Source organism: Acinetobacter sp. SW-226, assembly GCF_055632855.1.
On the sequence record NZ_JBVNBD010000002.1, the window covers coordinates 186,746 to 210,193 of the forward strand.

The window sequence follows — 23,448 nt, forward strand, 5'->3', positions numbered from 1 at the left end:
TTAATTGATTAAAAATAACTTGAAACCATGAGCCTATCAGCCGTAATACTTTTACTGAAAAGTTATACAGGCCACATGCACCGATATAATGAATACATCAAAGCTCATTGCTTAAAACTTGGAGATACGACAATGCAACTACAAAAATTTAATACTGGTACTGCTAATGTGCGCCACTTGCTACAAAGCTTCACCCAAGCGTATGACGGTTTACCAAGTTGCGTCATCAATGTGATTGGCGTAGCAACCAAAGCAGATCCGCAGTTTATTTTTAACATTGAACTGGATGTCATTTTATTTCACCAACACAAGTCACAAGCCTACTGCATTGAAGTCAATGCACCGTTACAGGTTCAAGCCATCGCAGACGCTCACGAATCATTTAGATTCAGTCCTGATGATTCTCATGCATTGATTGAGGGCGAAGTCATGGATGTGGCGATAAATTTACAACGCCAAGCCATTAATGACATGATTCAATATGATTTGCTGTCAGATGCAGAACTGGAAAAGTTCAATACATGGAATAAAGGTTTCGCCAGTGCATTACTGACAGAATGTTTTGAAGATGTCGCAGATTTTAATGCGCTGCATAGCTCACATTTTATGGCGAACACTGTTTATTTAAGACTGATTGAGTACTTTAAAAACAACCTGTCATAAGAAACCATTAAACAAATAGAGGGAGATCCAATAAAGGTCTACCCTCTTTTTTTTATGCCATTAGATTTAATGACGTATACGATGTTTTTTAATTGATTAAAAAATATTGAAATTTTTCATTGCCAGTTCCATAAGTAATTTGAGAAAAGTTTTTAAGGGATATTTCACAAATATAATTAATTCATACCTAAGCAATTGCTTAAAACTTGGAGTTGAAGATATGAAAAGCGTACTTGATTTTTTTACAAACCGTTCTAAAACATTAAACATTATTGTGAATCCTGAATTAAATACAGGTCATTCCCTTGCTGATTTTTCGTATAACGAAGAATTGCATCAAGACCTTAATGTATTAACGGTTATTCCGCTTGATCATTACGGAAACTTTCTATCTTTAACCCTTGATGATTGGAGCGTTATTACTTCAAAAGTTCAATTCCCTGAGCATCTTGATTTTAATCAATTACTCAGCATTTTTTGGGAAACACAACCCATTTTAGTTGTTACTGACATCGCACGTTCAGAAGTGCATGACAGCGACTTTTTTCAACAAAGCTTGGTCAAGCAAGTCAATCTTGCATATAGCCGAGATATTGCCAGTGAATATGCACCAGAAGATGTTCACTACATCTCTCAATCTTTTGATTTAGATAAGCTGATGCGTTGCGGTGTATATCTGCAAGGTCATTGCTATTCAGCTCATGATTTCGTCATTAACAACCATAACCTATTTGAAAAAGACAGCTTGATTGTGCCTGTTTTTAACATCCACTCGACACAAAAAGAACTGCAACAATTTTTAGTATTTGATCTGCAAGGTAAGTTTTTGGATTGCGTTGTTGGCACTGAAGTTTTGTACTAAGGAATATTGATCATGTCTAAAAAATACTTATTGATTGAATTGAGCTACGAAGCACCAAACAACACCAGTGCTGATGCTGTTTTGCACAATGTCTATATTGATATTAATCACCCTGAAAATCTGGCGATGTTTAGCGAGTCTTGCAAGAATCGCCATGAAATTAATGAAAACCTACCCATTTGCCAGTTAATCACTTCATGGGTTCGATTACTAGGGATCTTCACCATTCTGGACAATACAGATCAGGACAAAGAAACCCCTGTTCTCATTCAACTTGCTGACGGCGGTACTTTATCTATCGATGGTTGGGAAATTCTCGACCAAGAAACCAAAGATAGACGCTTGGCGTTAATGGACATTGAGCCAGATGAAGAACAAGACGTAGACGACCCTATTTTGTTCGCTTATGAGCATTCAGACTCAATCACACTCACCAAAGTTGAAAAGCCAGTAGCAGAAAGTGTATATGTCGCTACGCGTAACTCTTACAGCAACAACTTTGATTTAGTTCTTGAATGTATCTTGAATCCTGAAAAACATTACAGCCTATATCAAGGCTCATATGATGGCACTCATGTTCAAGTGATCCTGAATGACTTGGCACTACTACCATCATGTAAGACACATAAATCAGAAATTGGCGACTATGTAACATGCAATGTACTGGAGCTGTTCAAAGGCTCAATAGATGCGTATGGCGCAGAAAATGAATTTATTGATTCATTCGTGCAACTCGACATTACACCGTACTTAGATAGCACACTGAAAATGGACTACACCGAATTGCAGTTTAGCTACCAGAGCAACGATCTCATTGCATTTTTTGGTAATGATCCATGTTCTTAACATGGATCTCTATGGAATAGGAGAAAATACAATGTCTGATCATATCTATAATTACATCATCGGCAGAATCGACAAAAGCCGTAAAATTATGGTTCTGGTGAACTACGAATCAAGATCCAATCTGGTGACTCAAGCACAGTTAATGAAAGTCCAATTCCCGAACCTCAATACCTTGAGAATGTTCCTGAGTGACTTTGAGCCAACGGAAAAACATGTTATCCATTACTCGAAATACAGTAAAGAAATGCCATCAGGTGCAGATGGATATTTCCTATTTTCAGAACATGACCAGCAATGGAATATTTTTGATCCAAAAGTTATAAATCGGTTTGTTCACATACACCAAGAAGCACCAGAGTTCGATAACTACCAAGATTATATCTGTTCTTGTGAAGTCAAAAACTCACCTACACTTAAAGCAAAACATAAAAAACAAGCATTTGTGCAGAAGATGATCTTCACTTCATTGGGTTTTGAGCGTTATTGCCATCATTGCAATGGCTATGAACCACTGGATCGCTTTTATTATCATTCTGATACCAAAACCTATGAAGCAGTTTGCAAGCCTTGTTATGTTCCTCATTACAAGCCTTACAAAATGAAAAAACGTATGACCAGTACGGTTGAAGAATATATTTAATCATTAACTAGAACTCAAAAAGATGGCAACTATTAATTATTGCCATCTTTTTTTGATATAGATCTATGTAATCAGGTTATTTTAATATGTGAGCCTTATTTTGTTTAATTAAATATAAATAATTGATATTAGTTTTATTGAACGTATACGGTGATTTTAATTGATTAAAATATTGTCATTACTGAACCACTACCGTTGTTAAATTCAGCTTCATTAATATTTTAAGGGAAAAGTTATAAACGCCACTTAATAACTATTATGGAATCTCAGATGTAGAGCACACGGCTCAAAACTTGGAGATTTTAAAATGTCACATTTCACAGTTGCAGTAGTTACCACCCCTGATGGTGATGTTGTAGATGCCCTAGAACCATTTTACGAATTTGAATGCTCAGGCATTAAAAACAAATATTGCATTTCAGAATCATCATTGGACGAAATTAAAGACCAATACGAATCGACAGAAATCACTTTGATGAAAAACTCAAAGCCTATCTTAGATGATGGTGAAGAACGCTATGCGTTTCTTGACGACTCTCGTTTCGTGCGTGATGCAACAGACTTAGAGCTTTATGCCATCAAAAACAACAAAGGTGATATTTTTGCTGACTTCCCGAACGGCGGTAAGCATTTATCAGTGGTACAGGTCAAAAACGATGATGGTACGTACTCAAGTCGCATTCGTGATTTAGGCATGTTCATTCAATGGCATCAAAAAGATGTGCCATGTACTGAAGTGTTTGAGCTTCAACAGTTCATTAACTGGTATAACGAAAAAGTTACGCCGACTGTTTTGACAGGTGAAAAACCTGATGAAAGTTGGACAGAATGGATAGAGCTTGATGCTGACGGTAAAGTGGTCGATTACTTCACCACCACCAACCCGAATCCGAAATACGATTGGTATGAAATCGGAGGACGTTGGAAAAACATGCTGTTGCGTCTTGATGGACGAAAAGTGGATAGCTGCCCGATTGGTGAGCTAGATTTTGAAACCGAAATCAACCGCTTAAAAACCGAAGCTAACCGTGTTTATGACTATTTTGAGAAGTGTATCGGTGATGCTTCACGTACTTGGCGGTCATGGGCTGATGTTTGGTCTGATGAATCAATCGAATCAGTGAACGATAAGCGTAATTTCTATCATAACCAAGATGCAATCTTATTAATGAAAGCCAGTGATACGGATAACCTGTTTGGCATATTCGGACATGAATTTGATGAATTTTTGGTGAGCCGTGAAGAATTCCTAGCTAAAAAATCAGCAAACCCATTCGGTACATACTGTTTCTTAGATGCGACCAGTGGTGATGAAATAGGCGACTGGACAGGTTCAGAGTGTGGCATGTTTGGACTGGATATTCGCAAGGAAGAAGATTGGGAAAACAAAAACCAAGCCTTGCTCAAGAGCTTTCCAAGCGACTATATAATCACGATTGTTGATTGCCATATCTAAAACCCAAACAGGGATAAGCGTAAAACCTTATCCCTTTTCTTTTGGGTATTTTTTAAAATGCATTCGATGTTTTTTTAATTGATTAAAAAGGTTTTGAATTTTTAAATTTTAAGAAAAATTAAACAGCTATTGCGCTTTGTATAATGAATATAGATTTAATCACTATCCTAAAGGGCTTTTAATATGTGGAATACATTAGTTTTAATTCGTAAAACCGCAACGTCAAAAGAAATAAAAGACAAAGCTGATATGTATTTAAGCCAGTTAAATACTGCAACCATTTCAGCATCTCTTAAAGCTGAAATACTCTCTTTTATCGAATCTGTTTTAAACGATTAATCAACTTAGGCTCAACGCCTACAACTTGGAGAAACCCCATGAATTACTACAACACATTCACCATTCCATGCAATTTTAAAGTACAGCACATTGAAGATGGTCAATTTGTCGTGTTTTTTGCTGATGGCACTCAGTTAAGTTACCAGATTGAAAACACCAGTAAGGTTAAATGGATTGAACCTGAAGCATTCAGTTTAGAGCAAGTACGCCTAAGCTCAAAAGAGCCAATCAATGCCGATGATATTGACATCATTAAGTATGCTTCATACCGCTTAATTGCTGACACGCCATTGATTGATGATGATGGTAGCAATCCTGAACCTGATTGCCTTTACTGCAAAAAATCTAGTGACACTCTTAACAGCCTCATACTTCAAGTCACTGAAGCACATACCCTCTCATGTTGGCTACTGACATCAAACGGCGTTCATATCCTAGATATTAATGAATTGACTGAAGCTTAATAACAACAACCAGTGAAGCATGTCTATTGCTTCACTGGTTGGCAGTTGAAAACCGCATTCGATGTTTTTTAATTGATTAAAAAAAGGTTTAGAAATTTGGTTGTGGCCAGCGCTAGATCTGGCGCACCAGGATCAATGCTTATTTGTATGGTACCTTAATTGCTTCCATCATTTTAATAGCATCCTCATTACTATTTTTAGCTGCTATCTGTTAAAAGTCGCAGCAAGGACCAGTAAAACAATAATAAAAATAAATAATTTTAAAAAAGTTTTTGGTTTAGGTTCTATCTTAAAATAAACATATTGAAGCAGAAAGCTTAAAACTTGGAGTTGAAATGGTTACTATTAATGAATTACTTAGCAAAAACCTTGATCGCAAATATGGTCCAATTGAAGCGCATGAAGTTATAGAACTTGTTCGTGTAACTCGTGCGCCAGAATCAATAAATAACCCTTCAATGCCATCAGTTAGAATTTCTACTGCAGATCTGCACCATATGGTTGAACAAGCTAAAAAGTTCAATTTGTGGGAAGAATGGTCCACCAAGGTTTTAGCAACTGAGTTGCCATACAACCCTTATCTTAAGCCAGTGTTTACAGGTCATAGTTTCCCACGTTCTAGCATGTCTACTGACAACTACGAAGCATTAGTACGCTCTACGTTAGTGCCGGTGCTACTACCTGAAGATAAAAAGTCTTTTATCAACCTGAATGACAAAGTTATGTCATTTAACAACCTCATGTTTGATATGCCCGATGCGATGGTGAACCATCTCATGACTGGTAAAAAACTTTGGCTATATGCAAAAAATGGGCAAGTGGTCTGGTATACCCGTGCTGAGTATGAGGCGCAAACCAAGTGGAACCAGGCTGAACAGGATGCTAAGAAAAAAATTACTGCATTGTTTGAATTATTCAATGCGCTGCAACAAGCTAAACCGATCTTTGATGCTATCGATCAGAAGAAAAACTTCAGTGCTTTACCGTTCAAATGGTTCACTGGTGTAAAAATTGTAATGTCAGGCTTGTCAGCTGGATCATGGGGCGATGGTGAAAAATCAAATACAGTGACTCACTTGGTTTTTGATGAAGACTACTCAGGATCTAAATTGGTTCGTGAGAAAAACCAGTACTTGTGCTCAGCTGGAGGCTTATTCCCTGCAGATGAAGCAAAGAAAGAATTCAAAATGAAAGTAGGTGAAGTTACCGTGGACACGGTACCGCACCTTGTTACATGTAAAGTGTGCCTAAAACGTATTTTTACGCAACTTGCATTAACTCAATCTAATTAATCAAATTTATAGGGTGTTCATCATGAATAACAAAACAATTGCCAAAAAAATGATTAACCAAGTTAAATCGGTTATCACTGACCCTCAAGCAAAAAGCTTGTTGGCTGCTTATCACGTAGAGACGTCATTTACCCACTTCTACGAAACACACAGCCACATTTACTTGGTTGGTAAAGACATTACTGCAGTCATGGCCAAACATTTTCCATACTTCACGTTTAAGACTCGTGATAACAAGAAAGCCCGTCACGGTATTGGCGATGGCTCAATGTCTGATTGCTTAAACAAGCTGCGCCGTGTGTATCGCTTAGAAATCAAAAAACCGATTAGCGAGAAGTTTATCGCTGAAGCTGGTGCACCGACTTTCACAAAAAGCCAATCTGTAAGTCCTGTTGCTTATTTGATTGATGAAGTTGTGCAACTGTCTTTGCACATTAAAGACTTAAACTGATGAATCATAAAATCAATAACTTACATTAGGTATGATTCAGTAAATTTACATTATAGTTCTAAACTCAATGAACTTTGAGTTTAGATAACCAATCCATTTATGACATAATAGTTGTAAATTTACTTATGTTTGAGTTTACCTATTCCAAATATCCAATAAGTAAATAAAACGGTGATTGCAAGTGATATAAAAATGACTATTGGGGATGGTACTTGCATTGGACTCAACCAAAATCCAAATAAAATACATGCAACAAATGCACTGCTACAAAGAAACAACTTAAAAAATACCACAAGTATTGAATCTGATTTTTTCGTAATATTCATTCAAACTTCCTCTTTGAGTTTACAACTATATTGTTAAAGTTTAGAACATTAATGTCATTTTTGAGACTTTAATGGTCAGTCACAGCGGCGTGAACGCTGGCCGTCCTTTCTGATCCGGCGCGATCCGCGCGACATCAGCCGTATCTGGGTCCTGGAACCGGAGGGACAGCATTACCTGGAAATTCCCTACCGTACCTTGTCGCATCCGGCTGTCACCCTCTGGGAACAACGGCAGGCGCTGGCGAAACTGCGGCAGCAAGGGCGCGAACAGGTGGATGAGTCGGCGCTGTTCCGCATGATCGGCCAGATGCGTGAGATTGTGACCAGCGCGCAGAAGGCCACACGCAAGGCGCGGCGTGACGCGGATCGCCGCCAGCACCTCAAGACATCAGCTCGGCCGGACAAGCCCGTTCCGCCGGATACGGATATTGCCGACCCGCAGGCAGACAACTTGCCACCCGCCAAACCGTTCGACCAGATTGAGGAGTGGTAGCCGTGGACGAATATCCCATCATCGACCTGTCCCACCTGCTGCCGGCGGCCCAGGGCTTGGCCCGTCTTCCGGCGGACGAGCGCATCCAGCGCCTTCGCGCCGACCGCTGGATCGGCTATCCGCGCGCAGTCGAGGCGCTGAACCGGCTGGAAGCCCTTTATGCGTGGCCAAACAAGCAACGCATGCCCAACCTGCTGCTGGTTGGCCCGACCAACAATGGCAAGTCGATGATCGTCGAGAAGTTCCGCCGCACCCACCCGGCCAGCTCCGACGCCGACCAGGAGCACATCCCGGTGTTGGTCGTGCAGATGCCGTCCGAGCCGTCCGTGATCCGCTTCTACGTCGCGCTGCTCGCCGCGATGGGCGCGCCGCTGCGCCCACGCCCACGGTTGCCGGAAATGGAGCAACTGGCTCTGGCACTGCTGCGCAAGGTCGGCGTGCGCATGCTGGTGATCGACGAGCTGCACAACGTGCTGGCCGGCAACAGCGTCAACCGCCGGGAATTCCTCAACCTGCTGCGCTTCCTCGGCAACGAACTGCGCATCCCGTTGGTTGGGGTAGGCACGCGCGACGCCTACCTAGCCATCCGCTCCGATGACCAGTTGGAAAATCGCTTCGAGCCGATGATGCTGCCGGTATGGGAGGCCAACGACGATTGCTGCTCACTGCTGGCCAGCTTCGCCGCTTCGCTCCCGCTGCGCCGGCCTTCCCCAATTGCCACGCTGGACATGGCTCGCTACCTGCTCACACGCAGCGAGGGCACCATAGGGGAACTGGCGCACTTGCTGATGGCGGCGGCCATCGTCGCCGTGGAGAGCGGCGAGGAAGCGATCAACCATCGCACACTCAGCATGGCCTGTCGACAACCTCTCGCGCAACCAAGACATCGCGGTCGGACTGCAAGTGATCTTGAAGCCACGGGCCCGTCCCACCCCGACATGGACCTCGATGCCCGAACGGACGTTAGATTTCGAGTTCTAGGCGTTCTGCGATGAAGGTTGGATCCCAGCCGGGATTGAAAGTGTCGACGTGGGTGAATCCGAGCCGCTCGTATAGGCCACGCAGGTTCGGGTGGCAGTCGAGCCGCAGCTTGGCGCACCCCTGCGTTCGCGCGGCATGGCGGCAAGCCTCGATCAGCGCGGAGCTGACACCCCGGCCCGCATGTGTCCGTCGCACCGCGAGCTTGTGCAGATATGCGGCCTCCCCCTTGAGGGCGTCGGGCCAGAACTCGGGATCCTCGGCCGACAAGGTGCAACAGCCGACGATGCCGTCGCTGCAACTCGCGACTAGGAGCTCGGATCTCAGGACGAAGGTCTCCGCGAATGTCCGGTCGATCCGCGCGACGTCCCAGGCGGGCGTTCCCTTGGCGGACATCCACGCCGCAGCGTCGTGCATCAGCCGCACAACCTCGTCGATATCACCCGAGCAGGCGACCCGAACGTTCGGAGGCTCCTCGCTGTCCATTCGCTCCCCTGGCGCGGTATGAACCGCCGCCTCATAGTGCAGTTTGATCCTGACGAGCCCAGCATGTCTGCGCCCACCTTCGCGGAACCTGACCAGGGTCCGCTAGCGGGCGGCCGGAAGGTGAATGCTAGGCATGATCTAACCCTCGGTCTCTGGCGTCGCGACTGCGAAATTTCGCGAGGGTTTCCGAGAAGGTGATTGCGCTTCGCAGATCTCCAGGCGCGTGGGTGCGGACGTAGTCAGCGCCATTGCCGATCGCGTGAAGTTCCGCCGCAAGGCTCGCTGGACCCAGATCCTTTACAGGAAGGCCAACGGTGGCGCCCAAGAAGGATTTCCGCGACACCGAGACCAATAGCGGAAGCCCCAACGCCGACTTCAGCTTTTGAAGGTTCGACAGCACGTGCAGCGATGTTTCCGGTGCGGGGCTCAAGAAAAATCCCATCCCCGGATCGAGGATGAGCCGGTCGGCAGCGACCCCGCTCCGTCGCAAGGCGGAAACCCGCGCCTCGAAGAACCGCACAATCTCGTCGAGCGCGTCTTCGGGTCGAAGGTGACCGGTGCGGGTGGCGATGCCATCCCGCTGCGCTGAGTGCATAACCACCAGCCTGCAGTCCGCCTCAGCAATATCGGGATAGAGCGCAGGGTCAGGAAATCCTTGGATATCGTTCAGGTAGCCCACGCCGCGCTTGAGCGCATAGCGCTGGGTTTCCGGTTGGAAGCTGTCGATTGAAACACGGTGCATCTGATCGGACAGGGCGTCTAAGAGCGGCGCAATACGTCTGATCTCATCGGCCGGCGATACAGGCCTCGCGTCCGGATGGCTGGCGGCCGGTCCGACATCCACGACGTCTGATCCGACTCGCAGCATTTCGATCGCCGCGGTGACAGCGCCGGCGGGGTCTAGCCGCCGGCTCTCATCGAAGAAGGAGTCCTCGGTGAGATTCAGAATGCCGAACACCGTCACCATGGCGTCGGCCTCCGCAGCGACTTCCACGATGGGGATCGGGCGAGCAAAAAGGCAGCAATTATGAGCCCCATACCTACAAAGCCCCACGCATCAAGCTTTTGCCCATGAAGCAACCAGGCAATGGCTGTAATTATGACGACGCCGAGTCCCGACCAGACTGCATAAGCAACACCGACAGGGATGGATTTCAGAACCAGAGAAAGAAAATAAAATGCGATGCCATAACCGATTATGACAACGGCGGAAGGGGCAAGCTTAGTAAAGCCCTCGCTAGATTTTAATGCGGATGTTGCGATTACTTCGCCAACTATTGCGATAACAAGAAAAAGCCAGCCTTTCATGATATATCTCCCAATTTGTGTAGGGCTTATTATGCACGCTTAAAAATAATAAAAGCAGACTTGACCTGATAGTTTGGCTGTGAGCAATTATGTGCTTAGTGCATCTAACGCCGAGCTAAGCGGCAGTTTTTAAGTTGTGATTTTGTGGAAACCTTTTGCGTAGCAAAACCACAAAAGCGCGACTTAAAAACTGTCCAGCACCGAAGGTGCGATGCTTCAGCGACTTGTTAGAAATTTGGTTAATGAACAGTGTTACTTTTTTTGCTTTCATTAAGCCCTTTTACCGCCTGTTCCCACGTAAGCTTCAAGAGCGACGCATCTCCTATGTCACTATGGCTTGGAACAACCAGTTTTGCATTACCATACTTAGATATTAATTTTTCAGCCGAATGTGGCCATGCTTCAACATTTGCGTCATCTAGATTACCAAGACCATATGGTTTAACAAAACAACCACCAAATAAGATTTTATTTTTAGGTAGCCAAACCACTACGTTATCTTGAGTGTGCCCTGGGCCTGGATAAAAAACTTCAATTTTATTTTTAACTAGCCAATAGCTAACTCCGCTAAATGAGTTTTTAGCTTGCACCTTACCGTCTTTTTTGAGAAGTTCATTTGTTAATACAGATGCATACGTGGGAATAGATTGAGAATTAAGCCACTCTATTCCACCCGTGCTGTCGCTATGGAAATGTGAGGAAATACTGCCTTTGATTTTATAGCCGCGCTCCACAAACCAATTGACTAACTTTTCAGTATCTTTAGCAGTAAATGGAGTGTCAATCAGATAGGCGTCAGTATTTACAAGAACCACCAAACCGTGTTTAGAAACAACACCCCAGCCGTTAACTTCTTCAAACGATGTATGAACATAAACACCCTCTTCAAGCTTCTCAATTTTTAAATCAGGCAAAGACGCTCCTGCGGCAGTAATGCTACAAAACAAAAATATACATAAAACAAATAGTTTTTTCATACTTACTCCTTTCTAACGTTTGACATGAGGGGCGGCCAAGGGCGCCAGCCCTTGGACGTCCCCCTCGATGGAAGGGTTAGGCATCACTGCGTGTTCGCTCGAATGCCTGGCGTGTTTGAACCATGTACACGGCTGGACCATCTGGGGTGGTTACGGTACCTTGCCTCTCAAACCCCGCTTTCTCGTAGCATCGGATCGCTCGCAAGTTGCTCGGCGACGGGTCCGTTTGGATCTTGGTGACCTCGGGATCATTGAACAGCAACTCAACCAGAGCTCGAACCAGCTTGGTTCCCAAGCCTTTGCCCAGTTGTGATGCATTCGCCAGTGACTGGTCTATTCCGCGTACTCCTGGATCGGTTTCTTCTTCCCACCATCCGTCCCCGCTTCCAAGAGCAACGTACGACTGGGCATACCCAATCGGCTCTCCATTCAGCATTGCAATGTATGGAGTGACGGACTCTTGCGCTAAAACGCTTGGCAAGTACTGTTCCTGTACGTCAGCAAGTGTCGGGCGTGCTTCTTCTCCGCCCCACCACTCGACGATATGAGATCGATTTAGCCACTCATAGAGCATCGCAAGGTCATGCTCAGTCATGAGGCGCAGTGTGACGGAATCGTTGCTGTTGGTCACGATGCTGTACTTTGTGATGCCTAACGCCGCCATAAACGGCGACAGGGTGGCGCGCCTATTGCGCATAAAATGGCGAAGCCATGCGCAACAGGCGCGGAATCTCTGGCGTCCGGTTTGATGGCTTTGTTATGCAAAGGACTAGTCTTCAATGACGTGTAAACCACGGCGCTTTAAGTCCTCCAACGAATCCAACATTCCCCTTATTAATTCAACAGGATGCCCCTCCCAGTCTTCAACAACGCCAACAATTCTCAAGGGTTCGCAGGTTCTATAGGACTGTGTTGGATTACCGGGAAATCTTTTGTTCGTAAGATTCGGATCGTCTTCGAACGGTCCTGTTGGCTCAACTATGTATATGTAGCCGCGACCCTCGAGGCCAGACAGTGACATAGCAAGTTCAGCTCCCCAAACTGCTGGCTCCATCAAGGCTGAAAAGTAGATGTGCTTAAGAATACGACCGTCCTCGAAATGAGAGATGAACCCTGTGGTTAGCAAGTCACCAATCGCCAAATTGGCTTTGGTTCCATGATAGAACGGTCCTTGCACCTGCTTGTAATTATCATGAGAGATGGGAATCCAATCTTTTACCATTTTAAGACCCTTAATTGTTGGGATTTGGCTGCATAACTTTGTTTTAGGGCGACTGCCCTGCTGCGTAACATCGTTGCTGCTCCATAACATCAAACATCGACCCACGGCGTAACGCGCTTGCTGCTTGGATGCCCGAGGCATAGACTGTACAAAAAAACAGTCATAACAAGCCATGAAAACCGCCACTGCGCCGTTACCACCGCTGCGTTCGGTCAAGGTTCTGGACCAGTTGCGTGAGCGCATACGCTACTTGCATTACAGTTTACGAACCGAACAGGCTTATGTCAACTGGGTTCGTGCCTTCATCCGTTTCCACGGTGTGCGTCACCCGGCAACCTTGGGCAGCAGCGAAGTCGAGGCATTTCTGTCCTGGCTGGCGAACGAGCGCAAGGTTTCGGTCTCCACGCATCGTCAGGCATTGGCGGCCTTGCTGTTCTTCTACGGCAAGGTGCTGTGCACGGATCTGCCCTGGCTTCAGGAGATCGGAAGACCTCGGCCGTCGCGGCGCTTGCCGGTGGTGCTGACCCCGGATGAAGTGGTTCGCATCCTCGGTTTTCTGGAAGGCGAGCATCGTTTGTTCGCCCAGCTTCTGTATGGAACGGGCATGCGGATCAGTGAGGGTTTGCAACTGCGGGTCAAGGATCTGGATTTCGATCACGGCACGATCATCGTGCGGGAGGGCAAGGGCTCCAAGGATCGGGCCTTGATGTTACCCGAGAGCTTGGCACCCAGCCTGCGCGAGCAGCTGTCGCGTGCACGGGCATGGTGGCTGAAGGACCAGGCCGAGGGCCGCAGCGGCGTTGCGCTTCCCGACGCCCTTGAGCGGAAGTATCCGCGCTCCGGGCATTCCTGGCCGTGGTTCTGGGTTTTTGCGCAGCACACGCATTCGACCGATCCACGGAGCGGTGTCGTGCGTCGCCATCACATGTATGACCAGACCTTTCAGCGCGCCTTCAAACGTGCCGTAGAACAAGCAGGCATCACGAAGCCCGCCACACCGCACACCCTCCGCCACTCGTTCGCGACGGCCTTGCTCCGCAGCGGTTACGACATTCGAACCGTGCAGGATCTGCTCGGCCATTCCGACGTCTCTACGACGATGATTTACACGCATGTGCTGAAAGTTGGCGGTGCCGGAGTGCGCTCACCGCTTGATGCGCTGCCGCCCCTCACTAGTGAGAGGTAGGGCAGCGCAAGTCAATCCTGGCGGATTCACTACCCCTGCGCGAAGGCCATCGGTGCCGCATCGAACGGCCGGTTGCGGAAAGTCCTCCCTGCGTCCGCTGATGGCCGGCAGCAGCCCGTCGTTGCCTGATGTCTTTGCACATTAAAGACTTAAACTGATGAATCATAAAATCAATAACTTACATTAGGTATGATTCAGTAAATTTACATTATAGTTCTAAACTCAATGAACTTTGAGTTTAGATAACCAATCCATTTATGACATAATAGTTGTAAATTTACTTATGTTTGAGTTTACCTATTCCAAATATCCAATAAGTAAATAAAACGGTGATTGCAAGTGATATAAAAATGACTATTGGGGATGGTACTTGCATTGGACTCAACCAAAATCCAAATAAAATACATGCAACAAATGCACTGCTACAAAGAAACAACTTAAAAAATACCACAAGTATTGAATCTGATTTTTTCGTAATATTCATTCAAACTTCCTCTTTGAGTTTACAACTATATTGTTAAAGTTTAGAACATTAATGTCATTTTTGAGACTTTAATGGTCAGTCACAGCAACAAGAAACAGCGCCGATCGCACGATCTGACGTTCAAAACAGTTTCCAGGATCTTTTCAATTGATTTGAGGCTTATATGAATATGCATACGACTCAAAAGAGTGAGAGAGACAAAATGACAAAACGCTGTTCTGTTGATGTGAAGTCACCCTGGTTCTTCATAGAGAACCAAATCCCAAACAAAGATGGCACGGCGTTTATTGTGTGGGATGAATTCTTAGACCATGAAATTAAACCTATCCGCTGGAGCGATAAGATCCGTGACTATGCTTCAGGTGAAGTCGAATGGAGTGGAAGCTTCTTATTTTGGCGATATGATGATGGTACACCAGCTGAATCACCAAGAAGCTATCAGCAATCTTAATTTCTTATATTTCCGAGGGTGTAGCCAATTGATTTTGAGATTTGATCAATCTCTTTAAGGCAAAGGTTTGATTCCTTGAATGCCAGTTCGAGTCTGACCATCCCCGTCATTGCCAACAAATTCCCTCAAATGAATCAATTGAAGACAATCATACCAGCCTCACTAAAATAGTTACGGCTTTGACGTTCTGACTTAGGTTCCCAATCTCTATTTTTCAGATTACATGATCCAGCAGCAATTTTAGCCTTGCCAAACTTACTTTGAATGTTTTGAAACGCCGTCATTAACGCTTGCTCTTTTTCAAGCTGCTCTACGTCAGTTAGTAGGCCGATCGTGCGATGTTCTTCTTTTATCAATTCACACAACATCACGCCACATTTCTTAAACTCTATCCCCTCTTTGTACAATTTATCAATCAGTGATGTGGCAGCTTTAACCAGTTGCATCAAATTGTTTGTAGGTTGGGTAAACGTGTATGTTAACGACTTGCTGTAATACGGTTTTGACTGGTCAAATGGGTTGGATTGCAAGAAAACAATCAGAGATCCGCATAGCTGGTGTTCAGCAACAAGCCGATTGAATGCATTATGGGTATATTTGCTGATGGCTTCTTGAAGAATTGAGAGCTCAGTAATTTTCTGGCCGAAAGATTTGCTCGAGACAATCTGTTGTTTCGCCTTAGGTGAACTTTCAAATTCAAAGCATGGCTGGCCAAGCAATTCTAAAATCGTACTTTGCATATTCACATTGAAGAGTTCACGCATTCGATTCGGGTTGGATGTTGCAAGATCCAGCACACTTAAAATCCCCATGTCATTAAGCTTTTTAGCGTACTTTCGCCCTACACCCCATATTTCATCAACTGGCATGCTTTGATAGTAGCTTTCGACATCTACCAGGCTCATTGTCACTAAATTACAGATTCCATTTAATTCTGGATTCTTTTTGGCAAGGTTGTTGGCCATTTTACTTTCAGTCAGTGTTCTACCAACACCCACGCACGTTGTTAAGCCAATAAACTTATATACTTGATGCCGAATCTCCCGTGCCATTTCAGTAGCATCAAAGTTTTTAGTAAATTGAGTAAATTCTATAAAGCCTTCATCAATGCTGTAAATGCTGTAACAGCTTGGATCTACAAAACCAGATAATATTCCATGAAAACGGCGTGACATTTCGCCATATAGCGCAAAATTGCTCGATAGCACATGAACGTTATGTTTATTGATGATGTCTTGGACCTTAAAGAGTGGCGCACCCATCGGGATTTTTAAGAGTTTAGCTTCAGCGCTTCTCGCGATGATTGTTCCATCATTAGAGCTTAAGACAACGCATGGTTTACCCTTTAACTTAGGGTTCCAAAATGCTTCCATCGAACAATATGCCGAATTTATATCAACATGAATAAATACCCGGTTTGTCATTTTCGTGCGTCTTTAATGATGTAAGTCACTACGCCCCACACAATCAATTCCTGTTCAGGTTTTAGAAAAATATGTGAGTGCTCTTGGTTTTCTGCTTTAAGCCAAACTGGAGGGATAGATTTTGCATCTGGACCAAAAATTTCATTAATTTCACCAGCTGACATTTGCTTGGTGATCATCAACCGCTTAACGGTAAAGTCTGTTTCTAGCTGAGCAACAATAATATCTAGATGCTTGGCGTCTAAGCTTCTATCGATTATGAGCTTATCGTTAATATCTATACCGGCATTTAGCATGGAACGAGAGCCTACTTTACCAATAAACGTAGAGTACTCATTGGTGATCAGCATTTCGTTGAGATCGACCGACTTTTCAATAAAATCTTGTGCTGGTGATGCAAATCCAGCCGACAGCAGCTCTAACGCCACTGGAATGCGTTTAGGTGCACCAGGAGCAAGAGCTTCAATTTCAACTAAATCACCAGCTTTAAGCGGTATTTCTGATTTTTCTGACATCTCAAGACCGGTGAAAGAATATATATACCAATTCTATTTCTTGCATGTCTGATGATCAATCAAAAAATAAAAACCAGTAGGCATGCCACTTGCCTACTGGTCGTATTGGAAGTTCAAAATTGACTTAGATCTTAGAAAAACTCAAGTGATATAAGGCTGTTGCGCGTACTAAATTTTGACGCGGTGATTTTGGTTTCCAGGCCTGGTCAGACCATGGCCAGAGATCAGGAACCGACTCACTTGTATATGCAGATGGTTTAGAGGGAATTCATCGCATAAACAGATTGAGCATTTAATAGCGTTGAATGTTAAATATCTACGGCAAACTGCTTTCAGATTCATGAATTGGGTTTGTTCAAAAACAGCGTTATTAATTAAAAACTAAAACGCCTTTCCACATGTACAAAACCAGTAGAATAAAACCAATAAGAATATGCACTTCGATAATGACTATTAGCCAGCTTCTGCACATATTGAATAAATACTTAAAGAACGATGGCTCTTGGTGTTTATATTCGTTTTCTTCTTCGTAGTCATCTGTATTGACATGGTTCCAAAACGGTTTCTCTTTGGTTTTACACGGGTTGTCATTATCAGATTTAGACAAAATTTTTACCTTTTATAACCTAACCAATTAGATAATTATATTAAATCTATTAGCCACAAAAACTTTATCAAAAAACTTTTTTTCGTTAATTTATTTGTTTAATGCACTGATCAAATTAAATGTGAGTGACTTGGACCTATCTAATCGTATGAAACTGAGTGTTACTGAAGTTGGACATCTATATTCACTTGAATACACAACCAAGATTGAAGTGCTGGAAGAAGCATTTTTAGCATTAGGACTTTGGATCTTCAGGTTATTTAATTAACTTCTACCCTTTTGACCTAGCCTAGCTAGGTTTTTTTTTGAAAAAATTTTAAAGCCCAAACAGTCTTTAAAATGAATACATCAAGCTCATTGCTTAAAACCTGGAGTATTCAAGATGTATCTACGCTACACGATGTTTAAAACAGATGGAGAAAAAGTCCTTAGTTCGCACGGCATTGGGTTAAGCAACTGCTTTATTTACCATGCAGCGGAAATACTCTACAAAGAGGTTCAAAATTCTGCATCTTTTGACCGTTACATTGAGAGATTATCAAAGTGTAATACGATCAAATACAACCACGAACGACACGGCGACAAAGCACGTATTGTCTATTTTGCACCTGAAGATCTAACGCGTGTCTCTTACAGTACAACATATAGCGAACGGGTTGAAAATGCCAATATCGATAGCTTTGACTTGATTACCCTGTACGCTGAGTACAAAACTATTTTTAGTTGTATCTATTTTGATATATCAACGAATACCTGGTCTGTACGTACATACACTGATGTATTAACATCAATGGGCATGTTAAAGCCACCAGTAGCACAGTTAGCATTTGCAATATAAGAGCCCCTGAAAAGTCTTATACCCACCTAGCATTGACCAATCAATGCTAGGTTTTTTTTACGATGCAATTTGATATTCCATTTCATGTTTAAAGTTTGCTTTGACAAGTGCATGGGATAGATCTGGAGGTACTGAGTTACCTACCATTCTGTATTGCTCAGTTTTCGTCAGCTTAATTTTTTGGTTATTTTCATCTACACCATGAGTAAAGATGTAATTGCTTGGAAAGCCCTGAGCCTTATACAACTCAAATGGTTGAATCATCCTAAAACCAATGTCTTCAATATAATAATGTTCATTATTGATTTCGATTAAGCCGAAACGTTCAAACAAGTCATTCTTAAAGTTGAATTGCCCGGTAAATTTCAAAAGTAGCGCACGTACTTCCGCAAACTGATTCACGGTCGTTAACGTGTGAAATGGTTCTGATAGCTCTTGGCCAGTGCACCCCTTTTTCATTTTAGATAGGTGACACACGTATAGCGCATGTGTACCGCCTTTTGTTTCTGCTGTAATTGTACGTAATGGCTCATTTATTGGCATGGATCTACGACTTGAACCATTGGCACACTCAGTAAGAATTGGCGCCACATTGTCCACGATGTAAGGTTTTGGGTTGTGAACGATATATTTTAAAATCCCCCTCACAATTCGCTCTAATGTAGCTGGTGCTAAAGGTTTTTTACGCTTGAATATGCTTAAACATTCATAATTAAGGTCCACACATTGAGCAGCTGTCTTCCATGGTTGTTTTTTCGTTTTTTGAGGTGCAAAAAAGTCAAATTCAGCATGTGTGGGTTCTGGCCAGACGATCGGTAAATTGTCACGCCGAGCAATTAAGAAAAATCTATTTCTCAATGTCGGTGCACCATAGTCGCATGCTCGTAGTTCACGATATTCGACCGTGTACCCTTGGTACCTGAGCGCATTCACGAAACAGTTAAACGTTCGCCCTTTCCGCTTTAAAATCGGTTTACCGTTCTTATCCAAATCACCCCATTCAACAAACTCAACCACGTTTTCAAGCATGATGATTCGTGGTCGAACTGTTGCAGCCCACCTTAAAGCAATCCAAGCTAAACCGCGGATCTTCTTGTTTAACGGCTTGCCACCTTTCGCACGGCTATGATGTTTACAGTCTGGACTAAGCCAAACCAAGCCAACAGGTTGATTGCCCGTAATCTTTACAGGGTTAACATCCCAAACACTCTCGCAGTAGTGCTTTGTTTTTGGATGATTGATGCGATGCATGGCCAAGGCTTTCGGATCATGATTAATTGCAATATCAATCGGTCTACCGAACGCACGTTCTAAACCAGTTGATGTACCGCCACCGCCAGCAAAGTTATCAACGATTAATTCATGTGGAAGCAAGTTATACATAGAAATTCCCTCTTACAAATGCCCCTTTATGGCTTAGATCTCTTAATTCATGCGGTACATCTTCTGGAGACAGATACCTATAAGCATGAATAACCTTGCTCAGATTCATACAGCCACCCCCATGCTTTCAACGGCACTTTCTAATGTTTGATGTGCTGAATAATCATCACAGTCGTAATAATCGTCATCGATCAAATTAGAGATGTCGTAGTCACTCAAACCGCTATTTAAACAGCGACTCAAAAGCTCAGGATCTAAACGATCATACTTGTTGCAAATCGTCATTAACGAATTGCTATGTGCGTTGTTTGCCGTGAAAAATGAGTATGCAAAACCTTCAGGCGTTACGCTTCTAGCATTCTTAGTCGCAATACTATTGCCACCGTATAGGCGGTGCATTTTAGAGCCCTCAACAGGTTCAACAGGTGCAATTGGTAGGTCGGCATTGAAACGGCCCCACAATAATGTTTTCTTTGTGTATGTATCACCAAAATGAAACGGATCAAACGACAGACGCCACGGCGACAACCCGGTTAAGCTCGCAATACGCCCTACTGGATTCTCAATTGCCCAAATATTCGGTTTAAAAAATTCAATTGTTCTTAAAGTTTGGTACACCAGCTCAATACTGCTTAACGTGCGACCATCAGCATCTTTGGCAGTAAAATGTCTTGCACCAGAAACAGCAAAGTCTGTACATGGGCATGCAGCTAAAATCGCATGAACGTCCAAACCATCAAAGCATGCAAAAAGCTCGTTAAAGAATTCCACGCTGAAGTTATTAATATCGCCAAAATAAGGATCTGCCTGTATATCAAACCGAAATACTTGATAGCCAGCATCAACCCATGGTTGTGACCATGTGCCAGACAAATCAAAAAGAGAAAGGACAATTTTTTGGTTGTTTTGGTTGCGGATCGTTGGATCTAGATATTGGTTAAACGCAACGTTTTTCCATTGTTCTAAACGTTCTAATGCGGAAGATCTGGACATCCAGCCATTAGCTTCAACATATGCTTGTGATTTCTTATTTAAGCGAACAACTTCATTCTTATGCGGTGCATCAAAGATGTTTGAAATCTTAAACTCAGCATCAATAAAACTACTTCTTGCATCCAATAAAAGCTTATTGAAAAGTTGCAATTGTTCATTGTTGTTTTGCGTTTTTACTAAATCCACGACCGACTCCAAGTTTTAAGCAATGAGCTTGATTACTTAATTGTAGAGTCAGTTTTTCTAATAAAACTTTTTTAAAAAAAATAATATGAAATAGAAAAGGCTGAAATGATCAGCCTTTTATTATTAGCGAAACATAAGATTTATATTTTATTAATACCCTCACATAACTCTAATGCTAGTGGTTACATTACTGGTTGATGCAACCAGGAATAACGAACAGCAAAGTAGTATTCTTTATTAATGGCGCATGAATTAGTCATAGTAAATACCTACTAGTCTTTAGTTAGCCAAAGGAAGAAACACAGTCCGAAGATGAAGAACCCCAATGTCAAAGGAACAGAAAGAAAAAAATGTTCGACTACACCAAAGCTAAAAATGGTACCAATATTGGTTGAAATAAAAAATCCCATTACACTAAGTAGTATTGGAAAAATAGCCATGAAAAAAATGTATAGCATTACTTTCAAAACCTTGTGATTTTGGAAGAATCTACGTTTAAAAAAATCTTTGCTTGGACCACTTAAAATCATGCCTTCACCTATCGCCCATATAACTTATTAAGTTTGCCTGATGCTATTTCACTAAACTTTACGTAAATAGTGATTGCCGTTTTCGCTAATTGAATTTCAAGATGTTCGTTAATACGAATGTAATACCCTTTATTCATATTTAGATTTGTTGTTAATTCCTCGATAGCCTTATCAAAATTTTTTTCATCAATGTCTAACAATGACTCATCAGCACTGATGCTTAAATTAATTGTTTTAGCTATTTGTTCAAAAGTACGAACCATATTGAAACATTGGTCTATTTTTCTTTTCTTATTGATACCAGTACCATGAATACGTGTTTTAGGTGATTTCTCAACAAACTTAAAACTCCATATCGTATCGTATATACCGACTTGATTAGCAAGCACATCAATCAGTGATGAATTATTTGAAAGATCATTCATAACAGATAGTGCCTTACGTGCAGCATTAAGCCCAAACACTTTGCCGTTTTGTGTGCAGTACTTCGTATAGAACATTGTTTTGACCTCTAAACGATAGTTACTCTTACTGACAATCTGATTATAAACCTTGATCCAATAGATATTGCATAGTGTTAAATACAAAGGATCTTTATCAGTCTCTTTTTGTAGTTCTGGAAGTACAGCATTAAGATCTGAATGCTGGTTAAGCTGTAATATGCTTAATTGAACTTCTGGATCAAAGTTTACAAATACTTTTCTAGCATCAAGTAGCGCCGTAGCTTTATCATTAAATTCAAAAAACAACTCGTTTAGTATTTTATCTATTTCTGCCCTTTTCATAAGTGGCTAACTCCCAAAAAAAACTCTATTGCCATTTCGCTTTCTATACAGGTCAGTGTAACTTCACCTGATTGCATGTAATTCAGTAGGTCATTACGCTTTTTTATCAGGTCCTTTTGTGAAGTAGACACATACAGATTAGTTGCACAATAGCTTTGAATCTGAGTGATCAACTTCATCTTTAAGCGTAGCAAGCTCATTGATAACCGCAGCGAGTTCTTTTTCTTGAATCAACATTTGAATACATCCTACGATTGAATAGACGAAAGGCCTGTAACCAGGCCTGGAAAATGATTACTTTGTATAAATCACATTCTTATATTGTGTTTGGAGCTTGTAGAACTCACGGTGAGATAGCTCTTTAGGGTTTTGAGCCATGATCGTATAAAACTTACGAATCTCTTGTTCCTTTTTTTCCGATGGTTCACTGATCTCAGCAATACGCACGGTTTCATACCAGCCGACTACTTGGCCATAGTCTTTAGATGCGATTTGCGCCGTAGAATAAAATACATAAGAAATAATGATGGTTGCAACACCAGTAATCGCTAGCAACGTAAATGTCGTGCGACCCCATGCAAGAAGCTTTGCTTTGTATTCATCAAGAGCAAGCAACCAAGTACCAACCATCGCAAGAGCTAAAATATCACCTAAAATCATTTTGGTTTTCCTTAAATAAATTCACCTTTCGCTTTTAATTATAGAAAATAAAACCCTTAAAACTTTTTTTCTAAAAACAATTATTCTTTTCTTAAAATATTTAAAAGGACTTATAAAACCACTTTAAGCTTTCTTAAAAACGCATACGCTGATTTTAATTGATTAAAATAAAATTCACTTTTTAATTTTTAGAGAAAAGTTAAAACCTTTTAAGGATTGATACTATGTATCTATTCCAATAGATAGGCGATCCCCTATGCACTCATTACCAGTTGACGCTAAATCAGTAAAACATTTTGCATCGAATCCTTTAAGTGATTGGGCAATAGGACTTGTCAAAGCTGATGCGGTGAATAACCACCTTAGTTTTGATGCTAACTGCACCCTTCAGTTAAGCACGGTTTTTGATTTTATTGCGATTGCGGATACCGAAGCAGAAGACTTTGAATCGCTGTTTTTAAGAGAGTTTGGTGAGGATTTCACACCATTAAGTCACCTTGAATATGAATCAGTGAATAGCTTGGCTGAAATGATTACATCGCAATATGAGACGGCGATCGAAACCGTTAGACACATCATTATTGAACGTGAATTGAACTAAGG

27 protein-coding genes and 1 pseudogene are annotated in these 23,448 nt (G+C 42.6%); 15 read left to right on the forward strand and 13 right to left on the reverse strand.

Annotation, left to right across the window (positions count from 1 at the left end; genetic code table 11):
* The first annotated feature begins 132 nt into the window (after window positions 1–132).
* The 11 genes and pseudogenes from ACZ8ZH_RS18785 to ACZ8ZH_RS18835 all read left to right on the forward strand — a co-directional run bounded on the left by ACZ8ZH_RS18785 (window position 133) and on the right by ACZ8ZH_RS18835 (window position 8,827).
* Window positions 133–663 carry a hypothetical protein gene (locus tag ACZ8ZH_RS18785; protein ID WP_024160762.1) on the forward strand — a complete coding sequence of 177 codons (531 nt, stop codon included), beginning with the start codon at window positions 133–135 and terminating at the stop codon, window positions 661–663.
* 220 nt (window positions 664–883) lie between these two features.
* Complete coding sequence (locus ACZ8ZH_RS18790; RefSeq protein ID WP_024160763.1) at window positions 884–1,525, forward strand: hypothetical protein; 642 nt, start codon at window positions 884–886, stop codon at window positions 1,523–1,525.
* Window positions 1,526–1,537: 12 nt separating this feature from the next.
* Window positions 1,538–2,371, forward strand: coding sequence for a hypothetical protein (locus ACZ8ZH_RS18795; protein ID WP_033917499.1), 834 nt, complete (start codon window positions 1,538–1,540; stop codon window positions 2,369–2,371).
* 31 nt (window positions 2,372–2,402) lie between these two features.
* Window positions 2,403–3,011: a hypothetical protein gene (locus ACZ8ZH_RS18800; protein WP_047471710.1), complete on the forward strand. Its 609-nt coding sequence runs from the start codon at window positions 2,403–2,405 to the stop codon at window positions 3,009–3,011.
* A gap of 307 nt (window positions 3,012–3,318) precedes the next feature.
* A complete protein-coding gene (locus ACZ8ZH_RS18805; RefSeq protein WP_047471716.1) occupies window positions 3,319–4,467 on the forward strand; it encodes a hypothetical protein in 1,149 nt (382 codons plus the stop codon).
* 183 nt (window positions 4,468–4,650) lie between these two features.
* The gene (locus ACZ8ZH_RS18810; RefSeq protein ID WP_005006030.1) at window positions 4,651–4,806 is read left to right on the forward strand and encodes a hypothetical protein; all 156 of its coding nucleotides are present in this window, start codon (window positions 4,651–4,653) and stop codon (window positions 4,804–4,806) included.
* A 38-nt stretch (window positions 4,807–4,844) separates the two neighbouring features.
* Complete coding sequence (locus ACZ8ZH_RS18815; protein ID WP_033917496.1) at window positions 4,845–5,270, forward strand: hypothetical protein; 426 nt, start codon at window positions 4,845–4,847, stop codon at window positions 5,268–5,270.
* A gap of 335 nt (window positions 5,271–5,605) precedes the next feature.
* Window positions 5,606–6,562: a hypothetical protein gene (locus tag ACZ8ZH_RS18820; RefSeq protein ID WP_227504909.1), complete on the forward strand. Its 957-nt coding sequence runs from the start codon at window positions 5,606–5,608 to the stop codon at window positions 6,560–6,562.
* A gap of 22 nt (window positions 6,563–6,584) precedes the next feature.
* The gene (locus ACZ8ZH_RS18825) at window positions 6,585–7,013 is read left to right on the forward strand and encodes a hypothetical protein (RefSeq protein ID WP_033917495.1); all 429 of its coding nucleotides are present in this window, start codon (window positions 6,585–6,587) and stop codon (window positions 7,011–7,013) included.
* A 411-nt stretch (window positions 7,014–7,424) separates the two neighbouring features.
* Window positions 7,425–7,832, forward strand: a pseudogene (locus tag ACZ8ZH_RS18830) (Mu transposase C-terminal domain-containing protein); the annotation flags it as partial.
* Between the two features lie 2 nt (window positions 7,833–7,834).
* Window positions 7,835–8,827: a TniB family NTP-binding protein gene (locus ACZ8ZH_RS18835; RefSeq protein ID WP_001381192.1), complete on the forward strand. Its 993-nt coding sequence runs from the start codon at window positions 7,835–7,837 to the stop codon at window positions 8,825–8,827.
* Here the strand turns inward: ACZ8ZH_RS18835 and ACZ8ZH_RS18840 are convergent.
* The 6 genes from ACZ8ZH_RS18840 to ACZ8ZH_RS18865 all read right to left on the reverse strand — a co-directional run bounded on the left by ACZ8ZH_RS18840 (window position 8,796) and on the right by ACZ8ZH_RS18865 (window position 12,803).
* Window positions 8,796–9,296 (reverse strand): GNAT family N-acetyltransferase, encoded by a 501-nt coding sequence (locus ACZ8ZH_RS18840; RefSeq protein WP_000376623.1) that lies wholly within the window; start codon window positions 9,294–9,296, stop codon window positions 8,796–8,798. The two genes, ACZ8ZH_RS18835 and ACZ8ZH_RS18840, sit on opposite strands and share 32 nt — an antisense overlap.
* 127 nt (window positions 9,297–9,423) lie before the next feature.
* A complete protein-coding gene (sul1, locus tag ACZ8ZH_RS18845; protein WP_000259031.1) occupies window positions 9,424–10,263 on the reverse strand; it encodes a sulfonamide-resistant dihydropteroate synthase Sul1 in 840 nt (279 codons plus the stop codon).
* Window positions 10,257–10,604, reverse strand: coding sequence for a quaternary ammonium compound efflux SMR transporter QacE delta 1 (locus ACZ8ZH_RS18850; RefSeq protein ID WP_000679427.1), 348 nt, complete (start codon window positions 10,602–10,604; stop codon window positions 10,257–10,259). The genes sul1 and ACZ8ZH_RS18850 overlap by 7 nt, the downstream gene beginning before the upstream one ends.
* A gap of 239 nt (window positions 10,605–10,843) precedes the next feature.
* Complete coding sequence (locus ACZ8ZH_RS18855) at window positions 10,844–11,581, reverse strand: subclass B1 metallo-beta-lactamase IMP-11 (protein WP_063860573.1); 738 nt, start codon at window positions 11,579–11,581, stop codon at window positions 10,844–10,846.
* Window positions 11,582–11,657: 76 nt separating this feature from the next.
* Complete coding sequence (gene aac(6')-Ib, locus ACZ8ZH_RS18860; RefSeq protein ID WP_033917551.1) at window positions 11,658–12,245, reverse strand: AAC(6')-Ib family aminoglycoside 6'-N-acetyltransferase; 588 nt, start codon at window positions 12,243–12,245, stop codon at window positions 11,658–11,660.
* A 105-nt stretch (window positions 12,246–12,350) separates the two neighbouring features.
* Window positions 12,351–12,803, reverse strand: coding sequence for an NAD(+)--rifampin ADP-ribosyltransferase Arr-3 (locus ACZ8ZH_RS18865; protein WP_001749986.1), 453 nt, complete (start codon window positions 12,801–12,803; stop codon window positions 12,351–12,353).
* Between the two features lie 172 nt (window positions 12,804–12,975).
* Here ACZ8ZH_RS18865 and intI1 point away from each other — a divergent pair, with 172 nt between their 5' ends.
* Window positions 12,976–13,989 carry a class 1 integron integrase IntI1 gene (intI1, locus tag ACZ8ZH_RS18870; protein WP_032495673.1) on the forward strand — a complete coding sequence of 338 codons (1,014 nt, stop codon included), beginning with the start codon at window positions 12,976–12,978 and terminating at the stop codon, window positions 13,987–13,989.
* Window positions 13,990–14,675: 686 nt separating this feature from the next.
* Window positions 14,676–14,924, forward strand: coding sequence for a hypothetical protein (locus tag ACZ8ZH_RS18875; RefSeq protein WP_042893682.1), 249 nt, complete (start codon window positions 14,676–14,678; stop codon window positions 14,922–14,924).
* A 134-nt stretch (window positions 14,925–15,058) separates the two neighbouring features.
* Here ACZ8ZH_RS18875 and ACZ8ZH_RS18880 read toward each other — a convergent pair whose 3' ends face one another.
* The 3 genes from ACZ8ZH_RS18880 to ACZ8ZH_RS18890 all read right to left on the reverse strand — a co-directional run bounded on the left by ACZ8ZH_RS18880 (window position 15,059) and on the right by ACZ8ZH_RS18890 (window position 17,470).
* Window positions 15,059–16,297 carry a Y-family DNA polymerase gene (locus ACZ8ZH_RS18880; protein ID WP_470247938.1) on the reverse strand — a complete coding sequence of 413 codons (1,239 nt, stop codon included), beginning with the start codon at window positions 16,295–16,297 and terminating at the stop codon, window positions 15,059–15,061.
* A gap of 47 nt (window positions 16,298–16,344) precedes the next feature.
* Entirely contained in the window at window positions 16,345–16,863 is a 519-nt protein-coding gene (gene umuD, locus ACZ8ZH_RS18885) for a translesion error-prone DNA polymerase V autoproteolytic subunit (RefSeq protein ID WP_033917549.1), read from the reverse strand.
* 370 nt (window positions 16,864–17,233) lie between these two features.
* Window positions 17,234–17,470, reverse strand: a complete 237-nt coding sequence (locus tag ACZ8ZH_RS18890) for a hypothetical protein (protein WP_043041743.1) — start codon at window positions 17,468–17,470, stop codon at window positions 17,234–17,236.
* A 382-nt stretch (window positions 17,471–17,852) separates the two neighbouring features.
* Between ACZ8ZH_RS18890 and ACZ8ZH_RS18895 the strand changes: the two genes are divergently transcribed.
* Window positions 17,853–18,308, forward strand: a complete 456-nt coding sequence (locus ACZ8ZH_RS18895; RefSeq protein WP_033917523.1) for a hypothetical protein — start codon at window positions 17,853–17,855, stop codon at window positions 18,306–18,308.
* Window positions 18,309–18,365: 57 nt separating this feature from the next.
* On the opposite strand, the gene ACZ8ZH_RS18900 is transcribed toward ACZ8ZH_RS18895, so the two are convergent.
* The 4 genes from ACZ8ZH_RS18900 to ACZ8ZH_RS18915 all read right to left on the reverse strand — a co-directional run bounded on the left by ACZ8ZH_RS18900 (window position 18,366) and on the right by ACZ8ZH_RS18915 (window position 22,845).
* On the reverse strand, window positions 18,366–19,691 hold the full coding sequence (locus ACZ8ZH_RS18900) for a DNA cytosine methyltransferase (protein WP_043041742.1): 1,326 nt from the start codon (window positions 19,689–19,691) through the stop codon (window positions 18,366–18,368).
* 105 nt (window positions 19,692–19,796) lie between these two features.
* A complete protein-coding gene (locus tag ACZ8ZH_RS18905) occupies window positions 19,797–20,870 on the reverse strand; it encodes a class I SAM-dependent methyltransferase (RefSeq protein WP_125281703.1) in 1,074 nt (357 codons plus the stop codon).
* Window positions 20,871–21,408: 538 nt separating this feature from the next.
* Window positions 21,409–22,185 (reverse strand): hypothetical protein, encoded by a 777-nt coding sequence (locus ACZ8ZH_RS18910; RefSeq protein WP_043041670.1) that lies wholly within the window; start codon window positions 22,183–22,185, stop codon window positions 21,409–21,411.
* Between the two features lie 294 nt (window positions 22,186–22,479).
* A complete protein-coding gene (locus tag ACZ8ZH_RS18915) occupies window positions 22,480–22,845 on the reverse strand; it encodes a hypothetical protein (RefSeq protein WP_024160924.1) in 366 nt (121 codons plus the stop codon).
* 256 nt (window positions 22,846–23,101) lie between these two features.
* Here ACZ8ZH_RS18915 and ACZ8ZH_RS18920 point away from each other — a divergent pair, with 256 nt between their 5' ends.
* Complete coding sequence (locus ACZ8ZH_RS18920) at window positions 23,102–23,446, forward strand: hypothetical protein (protein ID WP_024160923.1); 345 nt, start codon at window positions 23,102–23,104, stop codon at window positions 23,444–23,446.
* The last annotated feature ends 2 nt before the right edge of the window (window positions 23,447–23,448 follow it).